This is a genomic window from Mesobacillus subterraneus (genome assembly GCF_000934845.1).
Classification (GTDB): Bacteria; Bacillota; Bacilli; order Bacillales; family Cytobacillaceae; genus Mesobacillus; species Mesobacillus stamsii.
In genome coordinates this window covers 106537-127540 of the sequence record NZ_JXIQ01000016.1, presented here as the reverse complement: position 1 = coordinate 127540, position 21004 = coordinate 106537, and the positions used below count along the sequence as shown (strand labels likewise).

At 43.9% G+C, this 21004-nt stretch carries 20 protein-coding genes; 1 reads left to right on the top strand and 19 read right to left on the bottom strand.

The window, feature by feature from the left end; translation table 11 throughout:
* Positions 1-174: 174 nt before the first annotated feature.
* Complete coding sequence (locus UB32_RS02710) at positions 175-501, bottom strand: hypothetical protein (protein ID WP_044390973.1); 327 nt, start codon at positions 499-501, stop codon at positions 175-177.
* Between the two features lie 219 nt (positions 502-720).
* Between UB32_RS02710 and UB32_RS02705 the strand changes: the two genes are divergently transcribed.
* Positions 721-1638 carry an aldo/keto reductase gene (locus UB32_RS02705; protein ID WP_044390972.1) on the top strand — a complete coding sequence of 306 codons (918 nt, stop codon included), beginning with the start codon at positions 721-723 and terminating at the stop codon, positions 1636-1638.
* Between the two features lie 32 nt (positions 1639-1670).
* Here UB32_RS02705 and UB32_RS02700 read toward each other — a convergent pair whose 3' ends face one another.
* The 18 genes from UB32_RS02700 to UB32_RS02620 form a co-directional block, all read right to left on the bottom strand.
* Positions 1671-2270: a methyltransferase gene (locus tag UB32_RS02700; RefSeq protein ID WP_044390970.1), complete on the bottom strand. Its 600-nt coding sequence runs from the start codon at positions 2268-2270 to the stop codon at positions 1671-1673.
* A gap of 300 nt (positions 2271-2570) precedes the next feature.
* Positions 2571-2825 (bottom strand): stage VI sporulation protein F, encoded by a 255-nt coding sequence (locus UB32_RS02695; RefSeq protein ID WP_044390968.1) that lies wholly within the window; start codon positions 2823-2825, stop codon positions 2571-2573.
* A gap of 346 nt (positions 2826-3171) precedes the next feature.
* Complete coding sequence (locus UB32_RS19225) at positions 3172-3318, bottom strand: YjcZ family sporulation protein (protein WP_128721480.1); 147 nt, start codon at positions 3316-3318, stop codon at positions 3172-3174.
* A 105-nt stretch (positions 3319-3423) separates the two neighbouring features.
* Positions 3424-3780, bottom strand: coding sequence for a stage V sporulation protein AE (spoVAE, locus tag UB32_RS02690; RefSeq protein ID WP_044390966.1), 357 nt, complete (start codon positions 3778-3780; stop codon positions 3424-3426).
* Between the two features lie 15 nt (positions 3781-3795).
* Positions 3796-4809 (bottom strand): stage V sporulation protein AD, encoded by a 1014-nt coding sequence (spoVAD, locus tag UB32_RS02685; protein ID WP_044390965.1) that lies wholly within the window; start codon positions 4807-4809, stop codon positions 3796-3798.
* A complete protein-coding gene (gene spoVAC / locus UB32_RS02680; protein WP_044390964.1) occupies positions 4810-5283 on the bottom strand; it encodes a stage V sporulation protein AC in 474 nt (157 codons plus the stop codon).
* A 15-nt stretch (positions 5284-5298) separates the two neighbouring features.
* Complete coding sequence (locus UB32_RS02675; RefSeq protein WP_044390963.1) at positions 5299-5781, bottom strand: sporulation protein; 483 nt, start codon at positions 5779-5781, stop codon at positions 5299-5301.
* A 184-nt stretch (positions 5782-5965) separates the two neighbouring features.
* Entirely contained in the window at positions 5966-6709 is a 744-nt protein-coding gene (locus UB32_RS02670; protein WP_044390962.1) for a glycosyltransferase, read from the bottom strand.
* Entirely contained in the window at positions 6702-7622 is a 921-nt protein-coding gene (locus UB32_RS02665) for an NAD-dependent epimerase/dehydratase family protein (RefSeq protein WP_044390961.1), read from the bottom strand. Before UB32_RS02665 ends, UB32_RS02670 begins: the two co-directional genes overlap by 8 nt.
* Positions 7615-8436: a dTDP-4-dehydrorhamnose reductase family protein gene (locus UB32_RS02660; RefSeq protein ID WP_044390960.1), complete on the bottom strand. Its 822-nt coding sequence runs from the start codon at positions 8434-8436 to the stop codon at positions 7615-7617. The genes UB32_RS02665 and UB32_RS02660 overlap by 8 nt, the downstream gene beginning before the upstream one ends.
* Positions 8433-9419, bottom strand: a complete 987-nt coding sequence (locus UB32_RS02655; RefSeq protein ID WP_044390959.1) for a polysaccharide biosynthesis protein — start codon at positions 9417-9419, stop codon at positions 8433-8435. The genes UB32_RS02660 and UB32_RS02655 overlap by 4 nt, the downstream gene beginning before the upstream one ends.
* A complete protein-coding gene (gene wecB, locus UB32_RS02650; protein WP_044390958.1) occupies positions 9412-10503 on the bottom strand; it encodes a non-hydrolyzing UDP-N-acetylglucosamine 2-epimerase in 1092 nt (363 codons plus the stop codon). The genes UB32_RS02655 and wecB overlap by 8 nt, the downstream gene beginning before the upstream one ends.
* A gap of 635 nt (positions 10504-11138) precedes the next feature.
* Positions 11139-12758, bottom strand: coding sequence for a long-chain fatty acid--CoA ligase (locus UB32_RS02645; protein ID WP_084221690.1), 1620 nt, complete (start codon positions 12756-12758; stop codon positions 11139-11141).
* Between the two features lie 162 nt (positions 12759-12920).
* Positions 12921-14492 (bottom strand): fatty acid--CoA ligase, encoded by a 1572-nt coding sequence (locus UB32_RS02640; RefSeq protein ID WP_044390956.1) that lies wholly within the window; start codon positions 14490-14492, stop codon positions 12921-12923.
* Between the two features lie 115 nt (positions 14493-14607).
* Positions 14608-15762, bottom strand: a complete 1155-nt coding sequence (locus UB32_RS02635; RefSeq protein ID WP_044390955.1) for a thiolase family protein — start codon at positions 15760-15762, stop codon at positions 14608-14610.
* 31 nt (positions 15763-15793) lie between these two features.
* Positions 15794-16939, bottom strand: a complete 1146-nt coding sequence (locus UB32_RS02630) for an acyl-CoA dehydrogenase family protein (protein ID WP_044390954.1) — start codon at positions 16937-16939, stop codon at positions 15794-15796.
* Between the two features lie 15 nt (positions 16940-16954).
* Positions 16955-18466 carry a class I adenylate-forming enzyme family protein gene (locus tag UB32_RS02625; protein WP_044390953.1) on the bottom strand — a complete coding sequence of 504 codons (1512 nt, stop codon included), beginning with the start codon at positions 18464-18466 and terminating at the stop codon, positions 16955-16957.
* A gap of 423 nt (positions 18467-18889) precedes the next feature.
* On the bottom strand, positions 18890-20926 hold the full coding sequence (locus UB32_RS02620; RefSeq protein WP_044390951.1) for a sigma-54-dependent Fis family transcriptional regulator: 2037 nt from the start codon (positions 20924-20926) through the stop codon (positions 18890-18892).
* Positions 20927-21004 lie beyond the last annotated feature (78 nt).

Sequence of the window (21004 nt, the reverse complement as noted above, 5' to 3'; positions counted from 1 at the left end):
TAGGCGCTGGAGCTGGATTAAGAAAACCACAAGTAGTTATCCTCAACTAAATAATTTTATAATTTCCTAAACGTAGACTCAAAACCCCCACTCTAAATTGAACGGGGGTTTGTTTGCTCTAAAAGTATATGACCAACTAGCAGCTACAATAAAGAAAACAGCACGGCAGCTAGGTCAAATTGTCTCGCTGTAGTATCTTCCCTTACCTGTAATTTCAGCATAAGTCTTATTGACAACGAATGGATGTACCTTTTTCTTACTTATCGGTTCCTTGCCTTTGATACGTATATCGAAAGCTCCTGGCTTAATATCCAACACGGGCTGTTGCTCCTTCTGAAAAAGGGCAGCTGTTTGCTCTTGTTGGTCTTGTCCTTTCAGCAATGGAGCTTCTTTTTGAATCCGATTCATGCCCTGAATCATATACGGGTCATAATCCAAACCTATTTCTCGTTCAGCATATTGGCTATATTGATAATTTATGACCGGAAGAATGTATCCCATTGTTTGATATCCCCCCAATTTACGAATACTCACTATATACTACTCTTTCTTTTCCCTGTTTATGACCGTAGTAAACTTTTTCAAATAACAGTACCTTGACAATATCCAAAGACAAACACTGGCAATGCCAAATGTCCTTTTAGGGATTGTAGTTCGAAATAGTTTTGTTCAAGAGGTTGAAATGATAAGATTGGTATAAATTATTTAAGGGGTGATGGAATGAAGTACAGACGATTAGGTAATACAAACCTTAATATATCCGTAATAGGAATCGGAACCTGGCAATACGGCGGTGAATGGGGAAAGGATTTTAAACAAAATGAGGTTGATGCCATTCTAGATAAAGCAAACGAAAAAGGCATCAACTTCCTTGATACAGCCGAATGCTATGGGGACCATTTGTCTGAAAGCCTAATTGGAGATTACCTGAGCCGGAATAAACGCGAAGACTGGATTGTGGCAACAAAATTCGGGCATCATTTCCATGGTAATTTTGAAAGAACACGTCACTGGAGTGCAAATGAAGTATTGAAACAGCTCGATGCCTCACTAAAAGCGCTACGTACAGAGTACATAGATTTATATCAGGCCCACTCATGTACGGATGAAGAATTCAACAACGACGAATTATGGACAATGCTCGATAAGCAAATGGAAAAAGGGAAAATCCGCAGCCTCGGGATCTCTCTGCGATCGAATGAAGAAAGTTATCAAACAGATCACGCTTCTGACGTTAACGCTGGTGCCATCCAGGTCGTCTACAACCGGCTTGACCGGAAGCCAGAAGAAAAAATCCTCCCTACCAGCCGATACCAAAACCTAGGGGTACTTGCCCGAGTTCCGCTGGCAAGTGGTTACTTAAGCGGTAAGTATAAACCAGGTGTGACTTTCAGCGCGGATGATGTTCGCTCAAAACATGACACGGAAGAAACTTCCCTGCTACTCAAACAGGTAGAAGAGATTCAACAAAACGAAGTGCCTGATGGTGTTCCAATGGCCACTTGGGCACTATCCTGGGTCTTGAAACATCCTGCAGTAACTGCCGTCATCCCAGGCTGCAAGACACCTGAACAAGTGGAACTGAACGCAAAAGCAGCACAGCTGACCGATGATAACCATCCTCAGAGTATAAAATAGTTCATTTTTGCCCCGGTAATATACCGGGGCATTTAATTTTTCAATCTATAAACTAAAAACCTTTCATTCGGGTTATTTTCCAGCAGATTCACTTCCTTTACCAGTTCAAACGTTGTCTGATTCTCCAAAAAAAATATATAATCTTCAGATGGATAATATAGAATCACGTCAATCTCCCTTGGATGTTTTTCAAAAGAAATCATGATGTTCTTTATTACAGTCATGAAGATTTGAACCGTAAAAGGGTTAAAAAAATAGAACTTGTTTTCATTAGGTGAAATATCGTATTCCTCTGCCAGCAGGTAATTAAAAGTGATCCTATCTCCTCTGTTTCGATAGTTGTTTAAGTAACTTTGTTTATTTTTTAGAGCTTCCATGTAGAATGTTTCATTCATTTCAACTCCGACTACACTTGCCTTGAAATGGTGGTGTAGATAAAAATTCAATCTCCCTTTTCCACATCCAAAGTCGACAATATGATCATGACTGCTCATATTGTATTCATTGAAAAATGTCTCAAGCGCACTATATGGAGTGGGCTCATATCGATGGTAATGTATGGAAGTCATGAATCCTTTTTGTTCACCAGTTGTTTTGATATTCAGCAATTTATCAAATTGATTTTCAATGATGATGATCCTACTCCATTCTTTAACACTTCAAAGATGTTTGGGCCTTCTTTTTCAATTATTCCAGAATGTTTTCTGCTCTTGGCATAGCGGAATTCATTAGTCAGCCCGTCTATTTAGGTAAAGTGCTTTTTCATATATAAGATGATTTTACCTTATACAATTCAACATAACTAGTATTTGCGGAGAATCATAGGAAAGGACGCACCACGAAAATTTTCGGAATTTTTTGTTAACCAAGATAAACATAAATACCAAAATCAGGACCAACTTCGAGTCCTGATTTGTTGTTCCTGATTTTAGCTATTTCTTGTTGATCATTTTGGAAATCTGGCCGAAATCAAGCTGCTTTCCATCCTTTACAATCGATTCAACAATCTTGTCTTCCATTTCTTTGTTCACCGGCTTGTTGGCCAATTGTGAAACACGGCGAATTACCCCTCTTACCGTTTGCTCATCTTTAAAGTTTGCATTTTGTAATGAATTTGCCAGCTCAAACACATCTTTCATATTTACGCCCGTCTTTTTTTCTATATTCTTAAAGAAATGATTATCCATATAAAATCACGCCTCCTTCTTTCCCTACTCTATTGTATGAAGAGATACAAAAATGGTGAAAGGCAGTGATGAAAAGGCGCAAACTCTTTGAAGTCTGTCATCCAATTTATTGTATTAAAACATTCATTTTGAAAAAAAATACGTGAATTTCACTCCGTCGGACAGACTCCTTGTTCAAATCCGACAAACGTTGCCTACATAATAACGCCACTTTGGCTGGCGGGGTCTAACAGGCTTTGAGAGGAAAAGGCGCAAAGTTGTCAAGAAGGCATATTATAAACAGCGCGTGGCGCCTAAAACAGCAAAAGCTGTTCCGACACGGAACAGCCTTTGCCATTGTTTTCAATTAGTTGTAGAAGCTGGCTCCTACAATAATCAACAAAATGAATAACACGACGATCAATACAAATGTGGAGCCGTAATAGCCGCCACCGCCGTAGCCGCCGCCACAACCGCCGCCACAAAAGCCACCATAACCGTAGCCCATTCTTATCACCTCACTTTTGATTGCTCATTAACAATATATGAGAGGTGCTTCCGAATTGTATGGGCGAGTTCCTATCATTTTTTGAGGAATGTAGAGTTTTACCTATTTAGTTTAGCCTTTAGGTTTAAAAATCAGTGCACCGATAAAACCGAAAATGACAGCAGCCGACATACCGGAGCTTGTAATTTCGAACATTCCCGTTAGGACGCCTACGAGTCCATGCTGCTCGGCTTCCTGTAATGCACCGTGAACCAGGGAATTTCCGAAGCTGGTGATTGGAATGGTTGCGCCGGCTCCTGCAAAGTCAATTAAAGGCTCGTACAGTCCAAAGCCATCAAGGATTGCTCCAATCACCACTAGCAAGCTCATCGTATGGGCCGGAGTTAGTTTTACAACATCAAACATCAACTGACCAAATACACTAATCAAACCTCCAATGACAAAAGCCCAGAAAAACATTGGCAACATGATGATTCCTCCTTTCTAATTCCTTTCAATCGCAACTGCATGTGCGATGCAAGGGATGGTTTCTTTCTGTTGGAATGAAAGCGGCGAAAGCAATGCTCCGGTTGCAACTACCAGTATCTTTCTATAAACACCCTTTTTCATATGATTCAATAGGTGGCCATATACAACCGACGCCGAGCATCCTGCACCACTGCCTCCTGATTGGACAGGCTGATCTTCGTTATAGATTAACAGTCCGCAATCCTGAAATTGTTCTCTTGTAATTTCTAGTCCAGCCTGCTGAAGAAGTTCATATGTAGTAGCCTGGCCGATCCTTCCAAGATCTCCCGTAACGATTAAGTCATAATAAGACGGGTGCCGATGTAAATCCTGTAAATGAGAAATGATCGTATCAGCGGCAGCAGGGGCCATAGCTCCTCCCATATTAAACGGATCAGAAATCCCTAAATCAACTACCTTCCCAATCGTAGCCGATGTTGTGACAATTTTCCCTTGTTTATCCTGGTTATCTGTCAAAACTACCGCCCCAGCACCTGTAACGGTCCATTGTGCAGTCGGGGGCTTTTGACCGCCATATTCTGTCGGGTATCGGAACTGTTTTTCCGTTGCAGCGTTATGGCTGGATGCTCCCGTTACCACCTTTTTTGCACCCTGATAATTAATGATAAAGGATGCAAGTGCGAGACCCTCCATTGAGGTGGAGCATGCGCCAAATAGTCCAAAATAAGGGATTGCCATTGTCCTTGCAGCAAAGCTGGTAGGGGTGATTTGATTAATCAGATCCCCAGCGAGCATGAATTGGATTTCTTCCTTTTGGAATTCTCCTTTTTGTAAGGCTGAATGGATTGCCTCTTCCAGCAAGACTCGGTGCGCTTTTTCATAGGAATCCTGCCCCATCCAAAGATCATCATGAAGGACATCAAAATCTGCTGCAAGTTTTCCTTCTGCCTCAAAGGGTCCTCCAGATGTACCCCAGGATTCAATGACCGGACTATTGCTGAATTGCCACGTCTGCTTTCCAGTCAACATTTACAGCACCCCCATCATTGTCCATAAAGTTTTGATCAGCGCAACGATAAAGGCTGCAAAGACTCCGAATAATATGACGCTCCCGGCAAGCTTAAACATATTTCCCCCAACACCAAGGACAAAGCCCTCCGTCCGATGTTCAATCGCTGCTGCAATGACTGAGTTTCCGAACCCTGTTACTGGAACTGCACTGCCAGCTCCGCCAAATTGGCCGATATGGTCATACACTCCGAACCCAGTCAAAAGCATCGAAATGAAAATCATCGTTGCAACAGTCGGATTCCCTGCTGTTTGTTCGGTAAAATCAAAGAAGTAAATATAAAAATAAGTGATCGCTTGTCCAACTGCGCAGATCAGTCCGCCAACCCAAAAAGCGTTCAGGCAATTCTTCCATACCGGCCGTTTGATCTCATGTTTTTGTTCAAGCTGTTGATACTGCTGTTGTACTGGCGTTAAATTTTTCTTCTTCCCCATTTCGTTCACTCCTTCTTATGTCATTTCTTTTTTTAAAGAGATTACACGTTGCAATTGCTGTTCTGCCTTTTTTTCTGAAAAGGATGGATCCTTCATTCTCTCCAGCAATTCGATCGTCTCTATAAAAATTTTATAATCACTCGACACAACGAAATCTTCATTTGGGTAATGGTCTTCTAGGAGCTTGTTGATATCCTTTTCAATTTTCTTCATGCCAAATCTCTTTAAATGCTTCACCTTATAGGCAACCAACGTTTCTTCCTTTCCTTTAATCACCGCAACATCGTAAATAGCGTCAAAGGACTGTATATCTTTTTCTACTTTTTCTGCCAACTCTTTATTCTTTTGTTCATAAAGAGCAACGGCACCGGGTTCTGGATTGACCGATTGGATCATCGATTTCCTGCTGTCTGGGGAAGTCTTGCCGAATGAGCAACCTGCTGCTGTCAAAGTAACAATTAACACAATAAAAAGGTACTGCCATCTTCTCTGATTCATCTCGTTACCCTTCCCATTCTAAAATTTTGACACTATGTTGATTCTATTTTTCACTTGTTCACAGTAAATTATTTATTTTTCTATCTTCACCAAGGAGTCCATTTATTCCCATCGCTAACTTTGCTTGCCTATTTAGGAACATTTTGATCAAAAAAAGATCCGCAAATTGGTAGCGGACCTTTAGCTAATTTGAATTTTTATTCACGATAGCAGCAATTTCCTGTTTAATCAGGCTCTTCATCGCTGCACTATGTTTATTTTTCACCTTCTCAATCTCTAGTTTAATGGTAATTGCATGCTTTTTTGTTCCCATTTCCCCATGAACCCTGTAATATAACAAGGCAAGCGGGATATACAAGAAGTCATAAACTTGTATCAGCCTGAGCCAGAAATCATAGTCATGTGTATATGGCAAGGACTCGTCAAAATAACCAATTTCGTCAAAAACTCTGCTATCCAGCATGACAGTACAGCCATTAATCGGGCAGTTGACGCGTAACATTTTATAAAAGAGGAGCTTGTTTGTGAATGGATACGCCATCGCTTCGCTGATGACCTGGCTATTTTCATTTATGAAATAGAAGGACATGAAGGAAGCCATGCTCCCTGTTTGTTCCATAAATTCTACCTGCCGCAAGACTTTATCCGGAAGAAAAACATCATCTGAACTTAGCCAGCAAAAATATTCTCCGTCAGCAGCTCTAATTCCTTGATTGAGCGCACTCGCGGTTCCGCCATTTTCTTTTTTACAATACTTAATCCGGCCAGTGTCAATGTATTTTTCCAGCTTTTCCACATGCTGAGTCGATCCATCATCGACAACGATGACCTCGATATGGGGATATGTCTGGTTCAGTGCACTCTCAACTGCCTCTTCCACATACGCACAATTATAAAATGGAATAATAATGGATACTTTTTTATTCATCCATATTCTCCCCTTTTCTTCGGCGGTGATATTCTAAAATATCCCGTAAGGATGTTTGCAAACTGATCGACGGTTCCCATCCCAAATTGTTAAGATCTTGTAATGTTGAATATCCACTTACATGTGTCATTGTTCGTTTTTGCGGCTTTTGCTCGTTTACTTCAAATTCTATGACAGATAACTGCCTGAGTTCTTCAATCACTTCCCTCAAGGGTCTCTTAACACCTGTTCCCAGCTCATACACATGGCCTTTTTGTCCGAGCTCTGCCAGAATGGCGAATGCCTTTACCGCATCCCTCACATCCAGAAAATCCCTGGAGGCATCCAAGGAATCGAGGGAGATGGTCCCGCTTTGTTTTCCACTCTCCATCTGGACAATTTTCTGTGCAAGGATCGAACAAATTCCATTTGCAGGTCCTGGTCCAATCAAGTTGGTCGGCTTGACAAACAGAATATTCATTTCATATAAATGCTCCCAGGCCTTACTTACCTGAAATTGAATTGTTTTCGATAAGGAATATGGGTTGGCTGGTATTTCTTCCGGCTGCTCCTGGAGCATGGAGCCAACGACAATCATTTTGGCTTCCGGACAACTGTTTCTGACAGCCTCCAATAAGTGGACTGTCCCCATGACATTCGTGGAAATACATTCATCTGGAACCACCCATGATTCCCCGACATTATTTAAGCCTGCTAAATGGAGAATAAGTTCGGGCTTGATTTCTTTTATTACTTCCTCTATTCTTTGCTGGCAGCCTAGATCCCCGTATATCAGCTTTACGTCTGAACGCTTGGAAGGAAGGCTCCTTACCATCCCTGTCACATCGTAGCCACAATCCGCAAAGAATTGGCAAGCATGCCTGCCTGTGAACCCGTTTGCACCAGTAATGAGTACTTTTTTGTTTCTATCCATCCTGCTTCATCCAATTAGCAAGAGCAGATATCATTTCCGGATAATCTGGCACTTGGTAATCGAAATCCTTTCTTGTGTTCACCAATGTCCGATCGATCGAGAGACGTCCATCTTCGATAATTTTTACATCATTTTTTTGAAAGGATTGCTGTAAAAGCATCAACAAATCATGCTTTGAAATTGGTTGTGGAGCTGTTAAGTGAAGTAGTCCAGTAATATTCTTCTGTATAACGTGGTCGATCCCTTTTGCCAGCTCCAATGTCGTGACTCCATTCCACCATACATTTGTGAAGCCGTTTACCATGCCTGTTTGTTGCTGAAACCAGTGGAACAGCCCGATGCCTGATTCTTTGAGTTCCGGGCCAATGATCGAAGTACGAATGGTTAAGTGTGGAGCATGTGTTATTTCACCAAGCGCTTTTGTTTTTGCATAAATGGAAGTTCCATCGAGTAAATCGGTTTCCGCATACGATCCCTTTTCGCCTGAAAAAACACAGTCAGTACTGATATGGATCACCTTGCCTCCGTACAGACTAGCGGTCTCCGCCAGTACATGCGGAAGAAGGCTGTTCACCTTTATGGCTTCAACAAGGTTTGCGGCTGCTTGATCATTCAATAGACCAATACAGTTGATGATGACATCTGGCTGCTTATCAGATATCAGCCCCTTAACCTCATCAAAATTAGCTGCGTCGAGTGGAATCCCCTCCCCTGTCCTGCTGGTAAAAGAGACCTCGTAGCGATCGATTCTGCTCAAATAGTCAGTAACCATATGGCCAGCCATTCCTTTTCCGCCCAATATCAAAATTTTCATGGCAGAAATCTTCCTTTAACAAGCATTGTCCTGATTTCTTCTAAAGACATCAGCTTTTCACTTGAATTATAATTTGCCAGCTTTACTTTAGGATAATGTTGATAATGGGTTTTCAGGTTAGGAATTTCAATGGTTGGAAGGATGACATAGTAATTTTCATCATAGGCAATGGTATTTTGACTTTCATATTCCGAGAATAAAATTTCGTGCAGCTTCTCCCCTGGCCGGATTCCAAGTTGTGCCATCCCGACATTTTTCTTGCCTGATGCGGCGATCAGTACCTTCGCAAGGTCTGTTATTTTACATGTAGGCATCTTCATGACGAAAATTTCTCCGCCAATGCTCTCGGCGGATGCCTTGAAAAGAAGTTTGATGGCATCCTCGATCGTCAGGAAGAATCTAGTCATTTCCATGTCGGTAATACTTATCTGGTTGTTCTTGGAAATTTGGTCTTTGAATACATGGATGACACTTCCATTTGTCCCTAGTACATTTCCACCGCGAACACATACAAATCTCGTGGTAGTTTTCAACAGATTGGCGTGAATGATCAAACGTTCTCCCATTGCCTTTGTCAGCCCATAAAAATTAGATGGATTGGCCGCCTTGTCCGTTGAAATATAGATCACTTTATCGACTTTGTTTTTAATTGCTACATCAATGACATTTTGCGTTCCGAGCACATTCGTCTTCAGTGCCTCCAAAGGTTGATCTTCACATACTGGCACATGCTTAAGAGCGGCAAGATGATAAATATAGTCGGTTCCTTCTGTTGCTCTCATTAAGACGTCTTTCTCTTTGATATCGCCAATGATAAACGTCAGCCGCGGATCCGAAAATTGTCTCTTCATCGCCACTTGACTTGATTCATTTCTGGAAAAGATCCTGATTTCCCTTGGAGTCTTTTCCAGCAGTTGCCTTACAAGTTCATGTCCCCAGGATCCAGTACCTCCGGTTACAAGAATGGTTTTATTTTCAAACAATTCCTTTCCCTCCTAATATGAATTTAACTACCTTAGAAGAAACATGCAGGTCTTCATATCCAGCTGGAAATGGCCAATCAGCATTTTGGCTGACCATCACTTTTACCGCTTGCAGAATTTGCTCAGCCTTCACTCCGCTTACGATATTGCTGCCGCATTCTACCGTTTCTGGCCTTTCTGTTGAGTTCCTTACAGTAACTGCCGGTACGTGCAAGAGACAACTCTCCTCCTGAACCGTTCCGCTATCTGTAAGCACACAGAAGGCATTTTTCTGAAGTTTAATAAAGTCAAATAATCCAAATGGCTCATGAAATTCTATTAATTCACTTAAGCCGATTGTGAATGCTGACTGCATTTTAGAAGCAGTGCGGGGATGAAGGCTGCAAATAATCCTTTTTTTAAACGTTCCAGCCACCGTGTTCAAGCCTTCCATAATTCCTGTCAAAATTTTGTCATCATCGACGTTTTCCGCTCGGTGAATGGTTGTTAAAAAATAGTCTTTTTCTTTTAACTCAAGGGTTTCAAGAATTTTGCTATTTTCAATGGAGGGCTCATAAAACTTCAAAACTTCTAATATAGGATTGCCAGTAACAAAGATCCGATTAACGGGAATCCCCTCTTTGATGAGGTTCTCTCTGCTCTTTTCGGTGTATGGAAGATTGTAGCTTGACACCGCGTCGATAATCTTCCGGTTCTTTTCCTCGGGGACACGAAGGTCAAAGCATCGGTTGCCAGCTTCCATATGATAAACCGGGATATTCATCCGTTCAGCAAGAATGGCGCTTAAGGCACTGTTCGTATCACCCAGCAGCAAGACTTTGTCAGGCTTTTCTATCTCAATTATTTTTTCCAATTCTGAAAACATCGACCCAAGCTGACCTCCAAGTGAGGTCTTTTTTAGCGAAAGATGATAGTCAGGCTCCCTGACCTGCAGCTCTCGAAAAAAAATATCGCTTAGTGAGGCAGTGAAATTCTGACCGGTATGGACTATTAAATGTTTGTCAGCAAATTGGTCTAGTTTATCGATAATCAGGCTCAGCCTAATGATTTCTGGCCGCGTTCCCAGAATTGTTAAAATCTTCATCGCTTTCACCTCTCATGGCGTATAGTAAATAGCGCAATTCACTATAATTTATGCACGGTAAGAAATGATGCATGGAGTACATGCCCATTGACGAATAAATGTGCGCATTTCCTAACAAGAAAAACCGGGCAAAAACCGCCCGGTCTTTTTTCGTTTGGTGGATAATCGGGGCTGTTGATTGGAACGTATGACACTCGCTTTCCGCGGGGCGACAGGTGAGCCTCCTCTCGCTCCGCTCAAACCTTTCCGATCGCAACCAAACCTATCACCATCCAAAATTTCACCCCAACCCCCTCACAGACCGGTTTTTTGGGGCTTTCTTGACAACTTTTCGTTCAAAGCACCCAAACCTGTCAAAATAACGGGGTTTTCTTGACAACTTTTCGCTCTACCACCCCAAACCTAGTCTTGTCCAGCATTAGCACATAGCCCAAGGCTTAGGCAAGCCGTTTGCCGCTAACTCCTCGAGACGTTTTTCGCCTTCGTGTTTATCAACAAAAAAGATTCGTTTAAGAATATTGGGATCCACGCCCGATTTTCCCGCAAAAAAGGGTCAATATATAAATTCTGATCTTATAAAAAAGCCGGCTGCACTTTGACAGCTGGCTGGTTTATTGGAGGAAAATATTGTACATTTATGAATTTTGTACGAGATGGTCTTTCAGCTGGTCCCTCAACGCCCGCTTCAGGAATTTTCCGACGGAGGTTTTCGGAATTTCTTCCATAAATACTACGTCATCTGGCAGCCACCATTTAGCGAACTGCGGTGCGATGAACTCGAGCAGCTCCTGCTTTGTGACTTGCCCTTTGTATTGTTCTTTAAGGACGACGCAGGCGACCGGGCGTTCCTGCCATTGTTCATGCGGAACAGCGACAACACTTGCTTCGAATACGGCATCATGGGACATAAAGGCATTCTCAAGGTCAACGGAGGAAATCCACTCCCCACCGCTCTTTATTAAGTCATTTGTTCGGTCGACAAGCTTGATGACGCCTTCTTCATCTACAGTGGCGACATCGCCAGTATAAAGCCAGCCATCACGGAATGCATCTTTGGACCGTTCATCCTTGTAATATCCATCCGCAATCCACGGTCCCCGCAGCAGCAGTTCGCCCATTTCTTCTCCATCCCACTTCACTTCCCCATTTCCGCTAATGACCTTCATTTCCAAACCTGGAACGAGCAGTCCCTGCTTGGAACGGATATCGAGAATTTCTTCTTCTTCCAAGCCAATCTGGTAGCTTTTCAGACGAGAAACCGTGGCCAGCGGAGTCGTTTCCGTCATCCCATAAGCGTGCAGGAATGGAATTTTGTACTTCGTTTCAAACGCTTTGATCATCCCTCTTGGCGCAGCAGATCCTCCACAGACAATCGCTCTGAGCGATGATGTATCATAGCTTCCTTTTTCCAGTTCATTTAAGAGGCCAAGCCAGATCGTCGGTACTCCTGCGGTGAAAGTGACCTTCTCCTGATCGATCAATTCTGCCAGCAGTTTTGGAGTGAACAGCGGCCCTGGAAGCACCTGGGTAGAGCCGAACCATGTCGCAGCAAATGGCAGACCCCAGGCATTGGCGTGGAACATCGGAACAACCGGTAGGACGACATCTGTTTCCGATAACGCAGCAGTATCAGCCAGACCAAACGCGAAACTGTGGAGGACAATGCCCCTATGGGAGTAAACTACGCCTTTTGGATTCCCTGTTGTGGCTGATGTATAGCACATTCCGGCAGGGTCATTTTCATCTATATTTTTTACGAATTCGAACTTAGGGCTGGATTCTCGCAATAGTTTTTCATAGGAATAGACAGGTTCCAATGTTGTTTCCGGCAGCTCATCTTTGTCAGTCATGATAATATATGCTTCCACCGTTTTAAATTGATCCTTGTTCCGCTCAATCAGCGGTACCAAATCCTCATCGATAAGCAATACCTTATCTTCCGCATGATTGATGATATAAGAGACATGCTCAGGTGATAATCGAATATTGATCGTATGGAGCACAGCCCCCATACCAGGTGCGGCGAAATAGGCTTCTAGATGACGATGATGATTCCAGGCAAAAGTTCCGACCCGGTCGCCTTTTTCAATACCAAGCTTTTCAAGCGCACTAGCAAGCCTCCGGGTCCGCTCGCCAATCTCCTTGTAGGTAAACCGGTGAATACCTGATAGTGTCCGCGACACTACCAGCTTTTTCGGGAAAAACTTTTCAGCTCTTTCTAATAGTGATCCTACTGTCAATGGAGTATTCATCATAATTAACCATTCCCCTTCCGCAAAGCAAATTAAGAATATTTATTTCCCTGCTTCCTTACTGCCCCAAATTCCGCTAGCCTCAGTGTTACAAACGGACTCGGGATATAATTCGTGGAGTCTATAATTTTAATATCCTTCAACATTTTTTTACAAACCTTTCCGTTAAGTCAGCATCCCTTTTGAAACCATATCTTCCATCTGTTTACGCAGCATGAATTTCTGGATTTTTCCGCTCGCATTCCGCGGCAACACATCGACGAAAATGTACTTGCGAGGCCGTTTGTAATTTGCCAGGCTGTCGCTGTTTTTGCACCATTCGTCCAGAGCTTCTTCTGACAGCTGCGGATCTTTTTTCACAACAAAGGCTGTTACAGATTCACCCCAGCGGTCATCAGGCTGCCCGACAATCGCGACGTCAAGCACCCCTTCATGGGCATGAAGTACGTCCTCGACCTCACGCGGATAAATATTTTCCCCGCCGCTGATGATCATGTCATCCACCCTGTCCTTCACCCACAGAAAACCATCTTCATCAAGGTAACCGATATCTCCAGAATGGTACCAACCCTTGTATAACGCTTTTTCTGTTGCTTCTTCTCGATGGAAATAGCCGGACATCATGCATGGACCTTGGACGATTATTTCCCCGCTTTCTCCAGGCGGAAGGACGTCTTCCGGTTCGGACGGACCCTCCTCATTCGGGCGGACAATCCTGATTTCGTGGTTTAGGCAAGCCTGACCAGCTGCACCTGCTTTAGTCAGTTGGTCATCCTCGGAAAGGAAGGTGATCGCCGGACCCATTTCCGTCATTCCATAAGCCTGAACAAGTTTGATGCCAAGTCGCTCATGGCAGGCATGGACAAGCGATGGCGCCATCGGAGCTGCTCCATATAATCCAAGCTTCAGACTTTCAATATGATAGTCTGATAGATTCTCCTGTAAAAGCATATTCCACATCGTTGGCGCAGCGAAGAACTTGGTTATTTTTTCGGAACCTATCAGTTCAAGCACTTTCTTCGGAGCAAATTGATGGAGGATGACATTGCTGCCACCGACATGGACTCTCGGCAGGAAAGCGCAATGCAGTTCAGCGCAGTGGAACATTGGCGCAGTCACTAGGCCATTATCACCTGCATCCAATTTCGTTGAACCGATAACAAGCATGCTTTGTTCGACCATATTTCGATGCTTGTGCATGACTCCCTTTGGCCTGCCGGTCGTACCGCTTGTATACATGATTGCGTACAGGTCATCCTCTTGAACATTCATTTCAACTGGCTTAGGCTCAGCCGCTTTCACTTTTTCGTGATAACTCTGTGCATATTCTGGGGCATTTTCATCGATAAACCAGAAAGAGATATGCGGAAACATGTTTTCAATCGATGCAATCACTTGCTCAACTGCTTTTTCAAAAATAACTACCTTCGGCTCAGCGTCTTTTAGAATAAACGCGACCTCTTCCCCCTGCAACCTGAAATTAATAGGATTGAAAACAGCACCAATCTTTGCGCAAGCAAAAAACGCGGTGCCCAGCTCCTCTGTGTTAAAGGTGAAGGTAGAAACCCTGTCTCCTTTTTTCACCCCTTCAGCGAGAAGCGCATTGGCAAGCCGATTTACCTCATCATTCCATTCGCTGTACGTATAACGGACATTTCTGCGGACATCATAGAGGGCTTCCTTGTTCGGAAACTTCATTACGGTCAGGTCAAAAATTTTGCCGATTGTTGTGCTCATTTACATTCCTCCTAATGAAATGTCATTTTATGCTTTTCAGAGAAGCTGTATATGGAACTCCGATTGGTGACCTCTTTTTCTCCATTTCGCTGATTTCGGTCACCAATAGAAAAATCTAATCTAACCGCTCGATAATGGTTGCGTTCGCCATGCCATGGCCTTCACACATCGTTTGCAATCCAAATCTGCCACCAGTCCGTTCAAGCTCGTGCAGCATCGAGATCATCAGGCGGGCGCCGCTTGCCCCAAGAGGGTGTCCAAGCGCAATTGCTCCGCCGTTTGGATTGAGCTTTTCAGGATCCGCACCAGTTTCCTTCAGCCATGCCATTGGCACAGGTGCAAAGGCTTCATTGACCTCGAATACATCGATGTCCTCCAGCTTCAATCCGGCTTTTTCGAGCACCTTTTCTGTTGCCGGAATCGGCCCTAACAGCATCAGTGTCGGGTCTGATCCTACGACTACCCTTGTATGGACCTTAAAGCGCGGTTTCAAGCCGAGCTCTTCTGCTTTTTCACGGTTCATCAACAGCAGTGCTCCTGCACCGTCACTGATCTGGCTTGAGTTCCCAGCATGGATGACGCCATCCTCTTTAAACACCGTTTTCAGCCCGGCCAATACCTCTGGTGTTGTTCCTTCCCGCGGGCCGGAGTCCTCCGACATCCAAGTGGTCTCCCCATTTTCAAGTGTTACCTCAAGGGGCATGATTTCTTTTTTAAAATAACCCTCGGCCTGCGCCTTCAAAGCACGGCGGTGACTTTCAGCAGAGAATTCATCAAGCTCCTGGCGAGTAAAACCGTATTTCTCTGCGATTCGTTCTGCAGATATTCCCTGATGAATCATCTCGTGTTGTTCTCTTAATTTAGAACTAAAAGGGTGGGCATCCTGGTAATTAGACCCCATTGGAACACGAGTCATATTTTCAACGCCGCCGGCAATGACGACATCCATGTCCCCTGCAAGAATTGCCTGTGCAGCAAAATGGACGGCCTGCTGACTAGACCCGCACTGGCGGTCTATTGTTGTTCCTGGTACTTCAATTGGGAAACCGGCAGTCAAGGCAGCTACCCTAGCAATATCCCCGGCCTGTTCTCCTGATTGTGTCACACACCCCAAAATGACATCTTCGACAAGACCGGCGTCGATGCCAGCCCGCTTGACAACCTCTTTCAAAACTAGTGCCGCTAGCTCATCCGACCTGATATCCTTTAACAACCCTTTTCTCCTGCCGACAGGTGTCCTGACAGCTTCAACGATTACCACTTCGCGCATGTTTCCTCTTCCTTTCCAAAAATCTTTTTATCTATAACCCCATATTTTTAGCAATGATGGTTTTCATGATTTCGTTTGTTCCAGCATAGATACTGGCAACCGGAATATCACGGAATCTTCTCGCAATCTCGTATTCTTCCATATATCCATAACCCCCATGAAGCTGCATGCATTCCGAGGCAATTTTCCTAGCGCTGTCTGTGAGCTTCCATTTTGCCATCGAAACCTTTGTGACAACCTCCTTTCCTTCGATGTGCTCGGCAATCAGCTGGTCGATGAAAGCTCTGCCCATTTCGATTTCTGTCGCCATCTCGACAATCTTGAACTGCGTGTTCTGAAATTTGCTGATCGGTTTGCCAAACGCTTCTCGGCTTTTGACATAATCGATTGTTTGCTTCAGCATGACCTCCGATGTTATCTGGGCAGCAATCGCAACCAAAAGCCGTTCCTGCTGAAGCTTTTCCATTAAATAGACAAAACCTTTTCCTTCTTCCCCCAACAAGTTCTCCTTTGGTACCAAGCAATCCTCAAAAATGAGCTCTGCGGTATCCTGGCAGTGCAATCCTACCTTATTCAGTTTTCTTCCTCGTGAAAAGCCTGGTGTATCCCGCTCAACGACAAGCAAGCTCACTCCTTTATGCTTTGGGTTTGCTTTTGGATCGGTTTTACAGGCTACAACTACCAAATCAGACTGGATTCCGTTGGTGATGAATGTTTTTTGTCCATTTAAAATATAGTGATCACCGTCAAGGACTGCTGTCGTCTGGATATTTGCCAGGTCCGATCCTGCCCCCGGCTCTGTCATCGCAATCGCGGTAATGATTTCACCCGTCGTAGATTTTGGCAGCCAGCGTTTTTTCTGCTCTTCTGTCCCGTATGCTGTGATATAAGGCACTACGATGTCATTATGCAATCCAACGCCAACGAGGCCTGAGCCTACCCGCTCTAGTTCTTCATTGATGACAACTGCAAAACCCCAGTCTACTTCGCTTCCTCCGTATGCTTCGTCAATATCAGGGCAGAGGTAACCTTGATCACCCATTTTTCTCCAGAAGGAGCGTGGGATCATCCGCTCCTCTTCCCATTGGTCGTAGAAAGGGTATGCCTCTTTCTCTAAAAATTTTCTCAGTGACCTGCGAAAAATTTCATGGTCATCCGTTAAATAAGGGTGTTTCATCCTGCTTCTCCCCTCTCAAACTAGTTTCTGGCGAAGCTGGTATTTTAAAATTTTACCTGAAGCATTTCTAGGCAATGCTTCTTCGATAAATATTTTTCTCGGAATTTTATAGCCTGCAAGTTTTTGGCGGCAAAAACTCTTCAGCTCCTGCTCATCCACCATTGCATCCTTTTTAGGCACAATGACTGCACAGACAGCTTCACCCCATACCTCATCCGGCAGTCCGATTATAGCCGCCTCCAAAACGGCGGGGTGCTCATAGAGGACTTCTTCGACTTCAATCGAATAGACATTTTCGCCACCGGAAATAATCATGTCTTTTTTCCGATCGACTAGCGTAATATATCCATTTTCATCGATCGTTGCCAAGTCACCAGTGTACAGCCAGCCTTCCTTGATTGTTTTCGCCGTTTCCTCCGGCTTCTTATAGTACTCTTTCATAATCGATTCCCCTTTGATGATGAACTCCCCGACTGCACCAGGCATGATGTCTATTCCTTCTCCATCGACAACCCTCGCTTCAGTCAGGAATGCTGATTTTCCTCCTTTGCCAAGGTGATGTTTATGGCCTTCAGGACCAAGCAGGATACCGCCTGGGCCAGCTTCTGTCAAACCGCAAAGATTGTAAAACTGGTCCGTCCTGAATAGTTCCATGCTCTTACGGACGAGCTCCGGCGCCATTGGGGCAGCGCCATAGCCACATCTTTTAATCGACGAAAGATCATAATCTGCTGCATTCGGCACCTGAAGGATAAAGTTATACATGGCAGGGACTCCAAAAAAGTGGGTAATTTTATCTTCTTGAATCGACTGCAGAGTAGTCACCGGGTGGAAATCTCGATGGATGATATGGGTTGCGCCAAGTACGACGCCTGACACCAGGAATAAATTAAGCTGAGCCGAGTGAAACAGCGGGGCGATGTGGAGGATTCGTTCCTCCTGGTTAATGCCCATGGTGATCATCATCGTCAGACCAACATTAAAGACCCGTTTATGGTCAAAAAGGGCACCTTTTGGCCGGCCGGTCGTCCCAGATGTATAGAGGATTTCAAGATCATCGTCTTCGCTGATCTCCATTTGTGGATTGGTGACATCAGTGGAAAGGACACTCGCAAAGGAATGATGTCCAACCGTTTTGGAAGTTCCAGCTGTAATGACATGAGCTACATTTGTTCCTTCACGTGCTGAAGTGATGATTTCCTCATACTCATCATCGCATATAACCAGTACTGTACCGGACTGTTCGAGTATGTAATGAACCTCGGAGGCTGTCAGACGGAAGTTTACCGGTACGATAACCGCTCCAATTTTCGCGCCTGCAAAAAATGCAAACACAAATTGATCGGAGTTTTTCATCATTAACGCAATTTTATCGCCTTTGCTCATTCCCATCCTGAGCAGTCCATGGGCTAGCTTGTTTACTTCCTCGTTAAACTGCTTGTAGGTATAGCTCCTTCCCTCACATTCGATCGCAAGCTTCTCCGGTGTTTTCCTAGCATTTTGTGCTAAATAGGATCCGATATCCATACAATATTTCCTCCTTGGTTATTTCTGAAAGCGCATTCATGTTTTTATATGCAATAATTATGCCAATTTTCAAAAAGTGATAAACGCGATGAATCTGGCAGGAATTGGCGAGAATGTGCTGCATAGTGTCCAGAAATTGGACACTGTGTTTGGACATATAGTGAGAAGATTCAACTCGACGGAAAATTGCTTATAATATACTGATTGGTGTTAATTCAGACGTGAAATAAAAGCGATATTGGCGATTTCCTATTTTTATTGGCGATTTTTTTCATTTATTGGCGGAGTTCACAACTTTATTGGCGATTTTTTCATTTTATTGGCGATTTCCAGGATTTATTGGCGAACTGGAAAAAAACACGTGTTTTTCCCAGTTTGGTACAACTCTCAATAATCAAGATGAAAAATCTTTCATAAAGCCCCTTACACGCTCAGCTGGTATTTCTTTATTTTTTCATACAATCCTGAACGGCTGATCCCCAATAGTTTTGCTGCCTTTGCTTTGTTGCCATTTGTCTGGGAGAGTGCCTTTCTGATCGCACCAAGCTCAGCATCTTCTGCAAGGCTGATTTGTTCGGTAAGTGGGGAAAGCAAGTAATCCGGCAGGTCCTCTGCCTGTATTTTTCCATGCTCGGCAAAGGTCATGGCGCGTTCTAGGACGTTCCGCAATTCACGCACATTGCCCGGCCACTCGTAGCGAAGGAGTGCAGTTTTTGCCGAAGAAGCAATGCCTGTGATGCTCGTACCAAGCATCGAATTCAACTCCTTCATTAATTCCATAATTAAATATTCAACATCTTGAACACGATCCCTAAGCGGCGGAATATTCAGCGAAATAACATTCAAGCGATAATATAAGTCCTCTCTAAATTTCCCCTGTCTCACCATCTCTTCCAGGTTTCGGTTTGTAGCAGCAATGATACGGACATCGACCTTCACCCGCACGTTTCCACCCACCCTGTAAAATTCCCGTTCCTGCAGAACTCTTAGCAGCTTTGCCTGAAGCGACAGGGACATATCGCCGATTTCATCAAGGAATAGCGTCCCACCATTCGCAAGATCAAACTTGCCAATTTTGCCGCGCAGTTTTGCCCCTGTAAAGGCGCCTTCTTCATAACCGAAAAACTCTGATTCCAACAGATCCTCTGGGATGGCTGCACAATTGACGACAATAAACTTCCTTTCACTGCGGGCACTGCTGTTATGGATGGCATGCGCGAATAATTCCTTTCCTGTACCACTTTCCCCCCTGATTAGTACAGTGGATCTGCCTTTCGCTGCTTTTGCTGCACTTTTCTTTAATTTTTCCATGTAAGGATCCTTGCTGAAGATATGATCCCATGTGAACCTCGCCGATTCTGATTTTTGCAGCTGCTCATGAAAAAAGCTTGCCTTGTTTTCCGCCTTTTGAAGTCGCTTGAACAACTCGCTAACCTCATTCAACTGGCGAAACATCACTTTTCCAATTGCTCCAATCACCTTGCCGTCCTTTTTAATAGGAATTCGGTTGACAATATATCGAATTCCGTTCATCTCGTTAAAATCGCTGACTTCCGCCATTTCTGACTGGAACACATTGCCAAGCTTCAGTTGCGGGAGTACTTGCTCGACTGGTTTGTGCAGCACTTCATTTTTTTCCAGGCTGAACAGTTCGAGCATAGGCGGACTGACCATGGTGATTCTATTCTTTTCATCTGTCATCAAGATTCCATCATATGCATACTCCAGTGTCGTTTCGATTGTCAGTTTAAGTTTTTTGACCGTCTCTAGTTCTTCTGCCATCTTTTCAAGTTCGGATATATCCTGGAATAACAGGATTTTCCCTTCTTCATGATTCACTGTTTCATAGGAAGAAACATGGAGAATTGATTTGAATTTTTCATAATGATGAGGCATGTCATCTCCATTCAGCAATCCAGGAAAAATATCGCCGAGCTTCCGGGACATAATGGAAGCAACAGTCCGTCCGCTGATTTTCGCAAACGCTTCATTCGCATAAATCATCTGCTGGCTGCCGTCCGTCATGAGCACACCGATATTGGAGTGCTGAAGGATTGTTTCCAATTGTTCCTTAAGAGTATTCGCAGATTTTAGCAGTGCGAGCACCATTTCGGTCTTCGTTAGCAAACCGATGACCTTATCCTGTTCATCCAGCACTACACCAGTACCTACCTGGCTTGTTTTTACCGCTTGCTCGATCTCATTATAAGGAGTATCGATTCGAATCGATCGCGCTTCCTTCTTTATATATGGTTGGATAGCCGTTTCAAGGGGGTTGCCTTCAAGGATCATTTGATACAAACCGCTGCGAGTAAAAACGCCAAGCAGATTCCTTTCAAGATCCGTAACGGGTAGGAGATTCCATTTCTTTTCCATGAAGATTTCGACCGCTTCTTGCAAAGTGGTTGTCTCTGTCACCAGACAGTCCACAGGGGTCACGATGTCCCTGAATTCCAGCATTCTTTTCCCTCCTCCCGTTAAAAATTTCTGAATATTTTAATTATATTACACTTTGAGAAAAACTTCACTTTTTAATCA

Bases quoted from the DNA above. Each gene is read 5' to 3' on its own strand.
- UB32_RS02705 (WP_044390972.1), top strand. From the start codon at position 721: ATGAAGTACAGACGATTAGGTAATACAAACCTTAATATATCCGTAATA.
- wecB (WP_044390958.1), bottom strand. From the start codon at position 10,503: ATGAAGATTTTAACAATTCTGGGAACGCGGCCAGAAATCATTAGGCTG.
- UB32_RS02665 (WP_044390961.1), bottom strand. From the start codon at position 7,622: ATGGATAGAAACAAAAAAGTACTCATTACTGGTGCAAACGGGTTCACA.
- UB32_RS02695 (WP_044390968.1), bottom strand. From the start codon at position 2,825: ATGGATAATCATTTCTTTAAGAATATAGAAAAAAAGACGGGCGTAAAT.
- UB32_RS02670 (WP_044390962.1), bottom strand. From the start codon at position 6,709: ATGAATAAAAAAGTATCCATTATTATTCCATTTTATAATTGTGCGTAT.
- UB32_RS02625 (WP_044390953.1), bottom strand. From the start codon at position 18,466: ATGGATATCGGATCCTATTTAGCACAAAATGCTAGGAAAACACCGGAG.
- UB32_RS02635 (WP_044390955.1), bottom strand. From the start codon at position 15,762: ATGCGCGAAGTGGTAATCGTTGAAGCTGTCAGGACACCTGTCGGCAGG.
- spoVAD (WP_044390965.1), bottom strand. From the start codon at position 4,809: ATGTTGACTGGAAAGCAGACGTGGCAATTCAGCAATAGTCCGGTCATT.
- UB32_RS02645 (WP_084221690.1), bottom strand. From the start codon at position 12,758: ATGATGAATACTCCATTGACAGTAGGATCACTATTAGAAAGAGCTGAA.
- UB32_RS02640 (WP_044390956.1), bottom strand. From the start codon at position 14,492: ATGAGCACAACAATCGGCAAAATTTTTGACCTGACCGTAATGAAGTTT.
- UB32_RS02620 (WP_044390951.1), bottom strand. From the start codon at position 20,926: ATGCTGGAATTCAGGGACATCGTGACCCCTGTGGACTGTCTGGTGACA.
- UB32_RS02710 (WP_044390973.1), bottom strand. From the start codon at position 501: ATGGGATACATTCTTCCGGTCATAAATTATCAATATAGCCAATATGCT.
- spoVAE (WP_044390966.1), bottom strand. From the start codon at position 3,780: ATGTTGCCAATGTTTTTCTGGGCTTTTGTCATTGGAGGTTTGATTAGT.
- UB32_RS02675 (WP_044390963.1), bottom strand. From the start codon at position 5,781: ATGAATCAGAGAAGATGGCAGTACCTTTTTATTGTGTTAATTGTTACT.
- spoVAC (WP_044390964.1), bottom strand. From the start codon at position 5,283: ATGGGGAAGAAGAAAAATTTAACGCCAGTACAACAGCAGTATCAACAG.
- UB32_RS02630 (WP_044390954.1), bottom strand. From the start codon at position 16,939: ATGAAACACCCTTATTTAACGGATGACCATGAAATTTTTCGCAGGTCA.
- UB32_RS02660 (WP_044390960.1), bottom strand. From the start codon at position 8,436: ATGAAAATTTTGATATTGGGCGGAAAAGGAATGGCTGGCCATATGGTT.